We start from the raw sequence: 10,822 nt of genomic DNA, 5'->3' as shown, positions 1-10,822 counted from the left end.
CTCAACTCAACCCATCTCGACAACCGGACGGCCGGGCAGGAACACGGGTCACGGCAGGCTCGGCGCCGCCGGGGGTCCGGGGGTTGTCCCCCGGGGCAGCACTGTCGGCCGCCGGGGGCTCCGGGCGAAGGCAACTCGAACCTGGTCGCGCGCTGAGACCACCATGTACGCAGTCTCGCGGCGGAACGGCTGGGAAATCCCTACAGATGGCAGCTCACCAGTTGGCGGCGTGCAGCAGATCGGCGTACTCGTGCTCCCGCGACGCCTGGGCGAGGTCGGAGTCGACCATCATCCGCATCAGCTCGGCGAAGTCCACCGACGGCTCCCAGCCGAGCGCGGCCTTGACCCGGGTGGTGTCGGCGCAGAGGATCTCCACCTCGGCCGGGCGCACCAGCGCCGGGTTGATCACCACGTGGTCGCGCCAGTCCAGGCCGACGTGGTCGAAGGCGATCCGCACGGCGTCGCGCACCGAGTGCATCTCCCCGGTGCCGACCACGTAGTCGCCCGGCTCCTCCTGCTGCAGCATCAGGTGCATCGCGCGCACGTAGTCACCGGCGAAACCCCAGTCGCGCACCGCGTCCAGGTTGCCCAGCTCGAGCTTCTCCTGCAGGCCCAGCTTGATCTTCGCGACCGCCAGGGTGATCTTGCGGGTGACGAACTCGGCCCCGCGGCGCGGGGACTCGTGGTTGAACAGCATGCCGGAAACCGCGTACATGCCGAAGGATTCGCGGTAGTTCTTGGTGATGAAGTGCCCGTAGGCCTTCGCCACGCCGTACGGGCTGCGCGGGTGGAAGCTGGTGGTCTCGCGCTGCGGCGTCTCGGCCGCCTTGCCGAACATCTCCGAGGAGGAGGCCTGGTAGAAGCGGATCTGCTTGCCCACGTCCACCCGCTGCGAGCTGTTCAGCCCGCTCACCATCCGGATCGCCTCCAGCACGCGCAGCACGCCCATGCCGTTGATCTCGGTGACCAGTTCCGCCTGCTGCCAGGACATCGGCACGAACGAGATGGCGCCGAGGTTGTACACCTCGTCCGGCTGCACCTTGTCCACCGCGGAGACCAGGCTGCCCTGGTCCATCAGGTCACCGTCGACAAAGGACAGATCGGCGACCAGCCTGCTGACCCGGGACTTGCGCGGGTTGGCCTGGCCGCGGATCAGCCCCCACACCTGGTACCCCTGGCTCAGCAGGTACTCGGCCAGGTAGGAACCGTCCTGCCCGGTGATCCCGGTGATCAAAGCTCGCCTGGACATCGTCATCCCTCTCCACTACGCCAGCACTTCGGGTCGACTCCGCCCACCGTCACTTCGACTCCGGCCGCGCTTGCACGGTAGGCGCGCGGGCACTAGGGAATGTTCGAGTCTTGCCTCCCCAGCCGCCGCTACCCTGCCCCGCGCGCCACCGGCGGCGGACCGGCGAGCGGCGAACACTAGTGATTTCCCCGCGGCCGCCCCGGCGGGCAAGACTAGGTATTTTGTGGGTTTGTTTGGGTTCGACTGTGGTTCCGCCCGGCCGACCCGGAGAGTGCTGTGCTGTCCAGAGTCCTGCCCCGCCTGCGGCCCTACCGCCGCCGGATCGCCGCCCTGCTGGTGCTGCAGTTGTGCCAGACGGTGGCCACCCTGCTCCTGCCCACGTTCAACGCGCTGATCATCGACTACGGCGTGGTCCGCGGCGACGTGGGCTACATCTGGACCACCGGGGTGATGATGGCCGTCATCGCGGTGGCGCAGATCGCCACCGCCATCGCCGCCGCGCTGCTCGGCGCGAAGATCGCCGCCGCGGTCGGCCGCGACCTGCGCTCGGCGGTGTTCCGCCGGGTGCTCGACTTCTCCGCCCGCGAGGTGGGCGGGTTCGGCACGCCCTCGCTGATCACCCGCACGGTCAACGACGTGCAGCAGGTGCAGAACCTGGTGCTCACCACCTTCGACGTGGCGGTGATCGCGCCGATCATGTGCGTGGGCGGGCTGGTGCTGGCGTTCAACCAGGACCTGCCGCTGGGCTTCGTGATGATCGGGCTGATCGTCGCGGTCGGCGTGGCCATCGTGGTGATGCTGGCCAGGATGGGCCCGGTCTACACCGCGATGCAGCGCTGCATCGACCTGATCAACCGGCTGCTGCGCGAGCGGATCACCGGGGTGCGCGTGGTCCGCGCGTTCGTCCGCGACCGCCGCGAGCACCAGCGCTTCGGCGGGGCGAACGACGAGATGTACCGGCATTCGCTGCGCGTGGGACGCCTGATGGCGGCGATCCCGGCGGTGGTGATCATCGTGCTGAACGTGTTCACCGTCGGCCTGGTGTGGCTGGCGGGCTGGCGCATCGACGGCGGCACGCTGCAGCTCGGGGAGATGACCGCGCTGCTCGGTTACCTCGGCCTGATCGTGATGTCGGTGGTGATGCTGACCATGGTGTTCACCAGCGCCCCCCGCGCGATCGTCTCGTCGGGACGCATCCAGGAGGTGCTCGACACCGAGGTGAGCGTGACCCCGGCGGCGCACCCGGTGCCCGCCCACGGGCGCGGCAGGCTCGAACTGCGTGCCGCCGAATTCGGTTACCCCGGCGCGGAACAGCCGGTGCTGCGCGGGATCGACCTGATCGCCGAGCCCGGTGAGAAGGTGGCCATCGTCGGCGGTACCGGCAGCGGCAAGACCACCCTGCTGAACCTCGCGTTGCGCCTGTTCGACGTGACCAGCGGATCGGTGCTGGTCAACGGCGTCGACGTCCGCGAGCAGGACGCCGACGCGCTCACCCGGACCGTCGGTCTCGTGCCGCAGCGAGCGTTCCTGTTCTCCGGCACGGTGGCCAGCAACCTGCGCTACGGCCGTCCCGACGCCACCGACGACGAACTCTGGCACGCGCTGGAAGTGGTGCAGGCCAGGGACTTCGTGTCCGAAATGGAGGGTGGGCTGGACGCGATGATCACGCAGGGCGGTACGAACGTCTCCGGCGGGCAGCGCCAACGGCTCGCCATCGCGAGAACCCTGTTGCGCCGCCCCGACATCTACCTGCTCGACGACTGCTTCTCGGCGCTGGACCACCGGACCGAGGCGGCGCTGCGGGAGAACCTGGAACCCGAACTCGCGGAGGCGACCGTGTTGCTGGTGACCCAGCGCGCCAGCAGTGTGGCGCGCTCCGACCGGGTCGTGGTGCTGGACAAGGGAGTGGTCTCCGCGTGACCGCCCGTCGCCTGCTCGGGCTGCTGCGGCCGCACCGGGCGCTCATCACCGCGGTGGTCGTGCTCGGCCTGGCCTGGATCGGGCTGAACCTGCTCGGCCCGAAGCTGCTCGGTTACGCCACGGACCTCATCTTCGCCGGGCTGGTCAGCACCGGCTATCCGGCCGGATCGTCCAAAGAGGACGTGATCGCCCAGCTGCGCGCGGACGGCCGCGACACGCTGGCCAACGTGTTCAGCACCACCGACCTGGTGCCCGGTCAGGGCGTCGACTTCGCCGCGCTCGGCGTGGTGCTGCTGGTCCTGCTCGGGGTCTACCTGGTGGCCGCCGGGTTCATGCTCTGGCGCGGGCGGCTGGTGGCGGCCATCGTGCAGCGCGTCGTGCGGGACCTGCGCGCCCAGGTCGACGCGAAGCTGAGCCGCCTGCCGATGAGCCACTTCGACCGCAACCCCGGCGGGGACGTGCTCAGCCGCGCCACCAACGACGTGGACAACCTCCAGCAGAGCTTCCAGCTCACCCTCGGGCAGCTGATCAACTCGGTGTTCACCATTCTCGGCGTGCTCGCGGTGATGCTGGTGATCTCGCCGGCGCTGGCGTTGATCGTATTGCTCAGCGTGCCGCTGGCGGCGGCCATCGCCTGGGTGATCAGCAAGCGCGCGCAACCGCGGTTCGCCGAGCAGTGGGGCACCACCGGTTCGCTCAACGCGCACATCGAGCAGATCTACACCGGGCACTCGCTGGTCAAGGGCTTCGGCAGGCGGGAACTGGCCGAGCGGGAGTTCGACGAGCACAACGAGGCGCTCTACCGCGCGGGTTCGCGGGCGCAGTTCATCACCGGCATGATCGAACCCGCCGCGCGCTTCGTCACCGACCTGAACTACGTGCTGGTGGCGGTGGTCGGCGCGCTGCGGGTGGCCAGCGGCTCGCTGTCCATCGGCGACGTGCAGGCGTTCGTCCAGTACGCGCAGATGTTCAGCAGGCCGATCGTGGACCTGGCGAACTTCTCCGGTCAGCTGCAGTCGGGGCTGGCCTCGGCCAAGCGGATCTTCGAACTGCTCGACGCCGAGGAGCAGCGCCCCGAGGTCCCGGAGCCGGTGCGCCCGGGCCCGACCCGCGGCCGGGTGGTCTTCGACCGGGTCAGTTTCCGTTATCTGCCGGGGAAACCGTTGATCGAGGACCTGTCGCTGACCGCCGAGCCCGGGCAGGTGGTGGCGATCGTCGGCCCGACCGGCGCGGGCAAGACCACACTGGGCAACCTGCTGATGCGGTTCTACGAGCTGGACGGCGGCCGCATCCTGCTCGACGGCGAGGACATCGCGCGGATGGACCGTGAGGACCTGCGGTCCCGGATCGGGCTGGTGTCGCAGGACGCGTGGCTGTTCCACGGCACGATCGCGGAGAACATCGCCTACGGCCGCCCGGACGCCACCCGTGCGGAGATCGTCGCGGCGGCCGAGGCGACCTGCGTGGACCGGTTCGTGCACACCCTGCCGGACGGCTACGACACCGTGCTCGACGACGAGACGTCCACCGTCAGCGCCGGTGAGAAGCAGCTGATCACGCTGGCCAGGGCGTTCCTGATCCGGCCGTCGCTGCTGGTGCTCGACGAGGCGACCAGTTCGATCGACACGAAGACCGAGGAACTGGTGCAGCGGGCGACGAGTTCGCTGCGAGCGGGCCGGACCTGCTTCGTCATCGCGCACCGGCTGTCCACAGTGCGCACCGCGGACCTGATCGTGGTGATGGAGAACGGCCGCCTGATCGAGCGCGGCACGCACGCCGAACTGCTCGACGCCGACGGCACCTACGCCCGCCTGCACGCCGCTTCGTCGGCCACACCGGTCGACTTGATCTCTTAGCAAATGACCTAGCGGTCCCCGAGGCACACTGGTGAAGCCTGGGGAACGATGCTGTGGAGGTTCCGAAGGATGACGGTTTCGCTCAACCCACGTCGTCCCGGATCCGCTCCGCCCGCCCCGGGCTTTTTCGTGTCCTTTGCAGACGTTCTTCGCAGACCCCCTGCCGCGCGCTGATTGTCGCGCGACAACGCGTCCTGACCTGCACGAGGAGCGAACAGGGGAGCGGTAGGGGTTATGCACAGCGTATCGGTTTCATTACAGTCACTCACGTGGCGAAGTTGGTTAATCACGCCCCACGTCCGGTTCGAGTGGAAGAAGTAGGGCCAGCCGCATGAACGAAGCTCTCGCAGCCAAGCAGACCTGCCCGTTCCCGATGGCGCGCGACGCCGACCACGTGCTGGACCTGCCGCTGGACTACCGCCGGCTGCGCCGGGAGGAACCGATCGTCCGCGTCACCCTGCCCTCGGGTGAGGTCGCCTGGCTGGTCAGCCGCTACGCCGAGGTCAAGCTGGTGCTCTCCGACGAGCGGTTCAGCTCCAAGGTGGCCGCGCCCGGCTTCCCCAAGGGCTTCTACTTCCCGGTCGACCCGCAGCCGGGCGCCTTCGTCGCGGTCGACCCGCCGGAGCACACCCGGTACCGCCGGATGATCATGGGGCAGTTCACCAAGAAGCGCGCCGAATCGCTGCGCCCGGAGATCCAGCAGATCGTCGACGAGCACATCGACAAGCTGCTGGCCGGGCCGAAACCGGTCAACCTGGTCACCACCTTCGCCCGGCCCATCCCGCTGATGGTGGTCTGCGACCTGCTCGGCGTGCCCTACGGCGACCGGCTCGCCTTCGGCCGCTGGATCAACACGCTGGTCGAGGCGAACCCGAGCCCGGCCGCGCGCAACGCCTCGGCGGCGGCGCTGTTCGGCTACATGAACAAACTGGTCGCGGACAAGGAGCGCAAGCCGACCGACGACGTGCTCGGCAGGCTGGCGAGCGAGCAGATCCGCAAGGGCGAGCTGAACCGCAACGAGGCCGTGGTCATCGGCATGATGCTGTTGTCGGCGGGGTACGACACCACGGCCAGTTCGCTGTCGCTGAGCGTGCTCGCGCTGCTGCAGAACCCGGACCAGATGAAGCTGCTGCGCGAGGACCCGGACATCACCGTCAGCGCCGTCGAAGAGCTGCTGCGCCACCAGAACGTCATGCAGCACGGGGTCGCGCGCGTGGCGGTCGAGGACGTGGAGCTGGCCGGGCAGACCGTGCGGGCGGGCGAGGGCGTGATCGCGCTGACCTCGTCGGCGGACCGCGACGACGAGAACTACCCCGACGCGGACCGGCTCGACCTGACCCGCGGCGGCAGCAACCCGTTCGCCTTCGGTTTCGGCATCCACAGCTGCATCGCGAAGTTCCTGGCGCGCGTCGAGATGCAGATCGCGCTGGGCACGCTGGTCCGGCGCATCCCGAACCTCCAACTGGCCGCGAAGCCGGAGGAGCTGGAGTTCCGCAACCCGTCGGCGATGGTCTACAGCGTGAACGAACTGCCAGTCACCTGGTGATCACCGCGTGAGCAATTCGCGCCTTTTGCCGCATTCCGCCGGGCAAAAACGTGACCGCGCGCACAGGCGCAGCTAAACCGGTCGCATTCTGTCGGTGACCGCCCATAGCATCGGCGACCGTAATCCCCAGTCCGCGAGGGGGCCTCATACGGCGGGGGTTACCCGACTTCGGTTCACCGCGCGGTGAACCGCTCACGCCCGAACGGACTTTAATGACAACGACAAACCCGGGTCAAGACACGGCCCCGGACAACGACAGACTCGACAGCGCCGTGCTCAAGGTCGCGGCCGTCGTGGTGCTCGGCTCGATCATGGCGATCCTGGACACCACGGTGGTCAACGTCGCGCTGCAGGCGCTGACCCTGGAGTTCAAGACCTCGCTGGACACCATCCAGTGGATCGCCACCGGTTACATGCTGGCGCTGGCCACGGTCATCCCGGTCACCGGCTGGGCCTCCGACCGGTTCGGCACGAAACGGCTGTACCTGCTGGCGATCACCCTGTTCCTGATCGGCTCGATGCTGGCCGGGCTGGCCTGGAACATCGAGTCGCTGATCGCCTTCCGGGTGGTGCAGGGTCTCGGCGGCGGCATGCTGATGCCGGCCGGCATGACCATCCTGACCAGGACCGCGGGCCCGCACCGGGTCGGCCGGGTGATGGCGGTGCTCGGCGTGCCGATGCTGCTCGGCCCGATCGGCGGCCCGATCCTGGGCGGCTGGCTGGTCGACTCGGTGAGCTGGCGGTGGATCTTCTACATCAACGTGCCGATCGGGATCATCGCGCTGCTGCTGGCGTGGCGGTTCCTGCCCTCGGACAAGCCGGAGCCCGCGGAGAAGTTCGACTTCCCCGGCATGCTGATGCTGTCGCCGGGGCTGGCCGCGCTGATCTACGGCGTCTCCGACATCCCGGCCGCGGGCGGGGTCACCGCGGTCAGCGTGTGGCTGCCCGGGCTCGGCGGGATCGCGCTGATCGCCGGGTTCATCGTGCGGGCGCTGCGGGTGCCGAACCCGCTGGTGGACCTGACGTTGTTCCGGAACCGCACGTTCACCGTGGCGATGGTGACGAACACGTTCTTCTGCATCGCCTTCTTCGGCAGCATGCTGTTGCTGCCGACGTACTTCCTGCTGGTGCGCGGGGAATCGGCGCTGCAGGCGGGGTTGTTGCTGGCGCCGCAGGGCATCGGCGCGATGCTGACCATGCCGGTGGCCGGGCGGCTCGCGGACAAGATCGGCGCGGGCAAGGTGGTGCTGCCCGGGATGGCGCTGATCGTGGGCAGCATGGTGATGTTCACCGTGGTCGGCGCGACCACGCCGTACTGGCAGCTGCTCACCGCGTTGTTCGTGATGGGGATGGGCATGGGCGCCACGATGATGCCGATCATGACCGCGGCGCTGCAGACGCTGACGCCGAAGAAGGTCGCCCGCGCCTCCTCGGCGGCGAACATCGTGCAGCAGACCGCGGGCGCCATCGGCTCGGCGGTGATGTCGATCATCCTGGCGGGCCTGCTCGCCGGAAAGTTCGGCGTGCCGACGAACGAAGGTCAGCTGGCGGCCACCGGGGCCCTGATGAACCCGGCGACCCACGACCAGGCCGCCGTGCTGGCCGCGGACTCGTTCGCCTCGACCTTCGTGTGGGCACTGGTACTACTGGCGATCTGCTTCGTGCCGGCGCTGTTCCTGCCGAGGAAGCCCCCGGTCGCCCCGACCGCGGACCCGGGCGAACCACAACAACCCGCTCCGGTGATCCTGACGCACTGACCCGTCTTTTGGGGCGGCGCCTTCTTCGAGAGGCGTCGCCCTTTTTGCTTTCCTCCCACGCCTTCACCCGGGCGGCGCTTCCTCGGTAGGCGCCGCCCTCTTCCGCTTCCCCCACACCTCCACCCGGGCCGCGCCTCCTCGAGAGACGCCCCCTCTTTCGCCTCCCCCACACTCCCACCCGAACCGCGCCTCCTCGAGAGACGCCCCCTCTTTCGCCTCCCCCACACTCCCACCCGAACCGCGCCTCCTCAGGAGGCACCGCCCTCTTCCGCTTCCCCCGCACTCCCACCCGGGCGGCGCTTCCGGAGCCCATCCCTTGCTTCTCCGAAGGGAGCCCGTGCTCGCTGCGGCCATTCCTCCGCCACCCGGTCCGAGCAACGACTAAGAACCCCGCGGCAGTCACCCTCCACCGCCGCCTCCGAGCGATGGTCGATCAGGCCATGCCGCCGCTGGCAGCCCGAGAGCCACGTCTGCCGCGGGCAGCCACCCGGGAGAGAGTCAGTGCGCGCGTGCGTGGCTTTCTTCCACCGAAGAGCCGCGCTGGTGTTCGTCGATGATGGACCAGAAGCGGGGGCAGTGGATCGGGTCCGTGGCTGGGCATTTCCGGCCGTGTTCTAGGGCGGTGCGGGCCACTTCGATCCGCCGCTGCTGCTCGGCCAGCTCAGCCAGCTTGCGGTCGATCAGCTCCTGCCGCTCTGCCGCCAACTCCTGCCGCTCCCCCGCCGGCCCCTGCCGCTCCCCCGCCAGGAACTGCCCGATCTCCGCCAGGGAAAAGCCGATCTCGCGCAGGAAGACGACCAGACCGATATCCCTGACCGCCGACGGGGTGTAGCGCCGCCGGCCCGACGCCCGCGCCTGCGGCCGCACCAGGCCGAGTTCGTCGTAGTACCGCAGCGCGCTGGTCGGCACACCGGTCCGCTCGGACAGTTCGCCAATGGACAACATTGACTTCAAGGGTACTTGAACTGCTTGGCTCACCCCATGAAACTCACCGACCGAACCCTGACCCGCCTCCTGCTCTGGTGGGGGCCTCGCGGCCGGCTGGCGCAGTTCCACCGGCCGACCGGCCCCACGGGCCACCTCGTCGGCTGGATCATGGGCCGCCGGTCGTCGAATGTGGTGCGCAACCGCTGGGCGGTGCGGCTGCTGGACATCCAGCCGACCGAGCACGTCCTCGAACTCGGCTGCGGGCCGGGCGTCGCCGTCGCCGCCATGGCGGCTCGCGCGTCCCGGGTCGTCGGAGTCGACCACTCGCCGGTGATGATCCGCCAAGCCCGCCGCCGCAACCGGGCCGCCGTCCGCACCGGCCGGGTACGGCTGATCACCGCCTCCATCGAAAACCTGCCGACCGGTGACGGCCCGTTCGACGCCGCGCTGGCCGTCAACACCGTCGGCATGTGGCCCGACCCCACCGCCCGGCTGCGCGAAATCGCCCGGCTGCTGAAGCCCGGCGGGCGCATCGCCCTGGTGTCCCAGCCCCGCCACCCCGGTGCCACCGCGGCCGAAGCCGCCGAAGAACTGGCGGGACTGCTCACCCGAGCCGGCTTCGCGCACCTCCGGACCGAGATGCTCGACCTCGACCCACCCGTGGCGTGCGTCCTCGGGCGGTGAGACCGCTACTCGGCGAACTGCTGTCGTTGCCATTCATAGATTCCCGGCAGCCAATCCCGCCCGAACGTGGCCTCCGGGCCGATGCGCGGATCGGCGCACTCCCGGCCCTCCCCCAGCGCCCGCACATAAGCCCGATCGAGGTCGATTCGCGCCCGGATGTCGTGGCCGACCGAACCGTGGCCGGGGATCACGATATCGACCTCGTCCGCCACGGATTCCAGCAACTGCAACCCGGCGAGGTAGTCCCCGAGCGGGTCCGCGGTGCCGAGATTGGGGAACGGCACCAGGATGTCGGAGAGCATGTCACCGGCCACCAGAACCCGCGACTCCTCGATCACCAAAGCCGCGTGCCCCTGGGCATGTCCCTCGTGCTCCAGAATCCGTACCCGCGGCCCATCCCAGGGGATTTCCGTGGCGCCGGCGGGCAAACCGGTGATGAGCCCGAACAAGTCCAACGGCACGTCGTCGGCGATTTCCGGGGGCAATCCTTCGGAAACCCGAGCTTTCCAGTCCGCGTCCGACAACACCTCCCGCATGAAGGCCGCGCACCGGGCCGTGCCGTAACGGGGTGCGTCACCGAGTTCGGGGTGCCAGAGCACGTGATCCCAATCGGGGTGGGTCGCGAAGCCCGCCACCACGGTCTGGTCCAAGTCATTCACCAGATCGGCCATTTCGCCGCCGGTGATCCCGGGGTCGACCAGCAGCACCCCGCTGGAACCCCGCACCACCACGGTGTTGTTCTGGAGCAACTCGCTCTGGTGGACCAGCACCCCGTCCGCTACTTGTCTCAGCATCGGCCAGACGGTAGCCGTATCCGCTCTGCAGTAGGGAGTTCACTCGTTGGGGAGGCGGCCGTCGCTCGTCTGGCCGTTGCCCCGTTCTC

The 10,822-nt window shown here is 69.1% G+C and carries 8 protein-coding genes; 5 read left to right on the top strand and 3 right to left on the bottom strand.

The window, feature by feature from the left end:
- Positions 1 to 214: 214 nt before the first annotated feature.
- Positions 215 to 1,249, bottom strand: coding sequence for a GDP-mannose 4,6-dehydratase (locus tag JYK18_RS20275; RefSeq protein WP_206803529.1), 1,035 nt, complete (start codon positions 1,247 to 1,249; stop codon positions 215 to 217).
- Between the two features lie 276 nt (positions 1,250 to 1,525).
- Between JYK18_RS20275 and JYK18_RS20270 the strand changes: the two genes are divergently transcribed.
- The 4 genes from JYK18_RS20270 to JYK18_RS20255 all read left to right on the top strand — a co-directional run bounded on the left by JYK18_RS20270 (position 1,526) and on the right by JYK18_RS20255 (position 8,328).
- A complete protein-coding gene (locus tag JYK18_RS20270; RefSeq protein ID WP_206803528.1) occupies positions 1,526 to 3,169 on the top strand; it encodes an ABC transporter ATP-binding protein in 1,644 nt (547 codons plus the stop codon).
- Positions 3,166 to 5,025, top strand: coding sequence for an ABC transporter ATP-binding protein (locus JYK18_RS20265; protein ID WP_206803527.1), 1,860 nt, complete (start codon positions 3,166 to 3,168; stop codon positions 5,023 to 5,025). Before JYK18_RS20270 ends, JYK18_RS20265 begins: the two co-directional genes overlap by 4 nt.
- Before the next feature lie 331 nt (positions 5,026 to 5,356).
- A complete protein-coding gene (locus JYK18_RS20260; protein ID WP_206803526.1) occupies positions 5,357 to 6,571 on the top strand; it encodes a cytochrome P450 in 1,215 nt (404 codons plus the stop codon).
- Positions 6,572 to 6,783: 212 nt separating this feature from the next.
- A complete protein-coding gene (locus JYK18_RS20255) occupies positions 6,784 to 8,328 on the top strand; it encodes a DHA2 family efflux MFS transporter permease subunit (protein ID WP_206803525.1) in 1,545 nt (514 codons plus the stop codon).
- A gap of 498 nt (positions 8,329 to 8,826) precedes the next feature.
- On the opposite strand, the gene JYK18_RS20250 is transcribed toward JYK18_RS20255, so the two are convergent.
- Positions 8,827 to 9,273, bottom strand: coding sequence for a MerR family transcriptional regulator (locus JYK18_RS20250; protein ID WP_206803524.1), 447 nt, complete (start codon positions 9,271 to 9,273; stop codon positions 8,827 to 8,829).
- Positions 9,274 to 9,309: 36 nt separating this feature from the next.
- On the opposite strand from JYK18_RS20250, the gene JYK18_RS20245 reads away from it, so the two are divergent.
- Complete coding sequence (locus JYK18_RS20245) at positions 9,310 to 9,939, top strand: class I SAM-dependent methyltransferase (protein WP_206803523.1); 630 nt, start codon at positions 9,310 to 9,312, stop codon at positions 9,937 to 9,939.
- Positions 9,940 to 9,944: 5 nt separating this feature from the next.
- On the opposite strand, the gene JYK18_RS20240 is transcribed toward JYK18_RS20245, so the two are convergent.
- Positions 9,945 to 10,733, bottom strand: a complete 789-nt coding sequence (locus tag JYK18_RS20240) for an MBL fold metallo-hydrolase (RefSeq protein WP_206803522.1) — start codon at positions 10,731 to 10,733, stop codon at positions 9,945 to 9,947.
- Positions 10,734 to 10,822 lie beyond the last annotated feature (89 nt).

The sequence above is a fragment of the Amycolatopsis sp. 195334CR genome, assembly GCF_017309385.1.
GTDB lineage: Bacteria > Actinomycetota > Actinomycetes > Mycobacteriales > Pseudonocardiaceae > Amycolatopsis.
The sequence above is the reverse complement of the archived record's forward strand: the minus strand, read 5'-3'. Positions and strand labels throughout refer to the sequence as shown.

Coding starts and splice junctions, on each gene's coding strand:
- JYK18_RS20240 (WP_206803522.1), bottom strand. CDS start 10,733: ATGCTGAGACAAGTAGCGGACGGGGTGCTGGTCCACCAGAGCGAGTTG.
- JYK18_RS20245 (WP_206803523.1), top strand. CDS start 9,310: ATGAAACTCACCGACCGAACCCTGACCCGCCTCCTGCTCTGGTGGGGG.
- JYK18_RS20250 (WP_206803524.1), bottom strand. CDS start 9,273: ATGTTGTCCATTGGCGAACTGTCCGAGCGGACCGGTGTGCCGACCAGC.
- JYK18_RS20275 (WP_206803529.1), bottom strand. CDS start 1,249: ATGTCCAGGCGAGCTTTGATCACCGGGATCACCGGGCAGGACGGTTCC.
- JYK18_RS20255 (WP_206803525.1), top strand. CDS start 6,784: ATGACAACGACAAACCCGGGTCAAGACACGGCCCCGGACAACGACAGA.
- JYK18_RS20260 (WP_206803526.1), top strand. CDS start 5,357: ATGAACGAAGCTCTCGCAGCCAAGCAGACCTGCCCGTTCCCGATGGCG.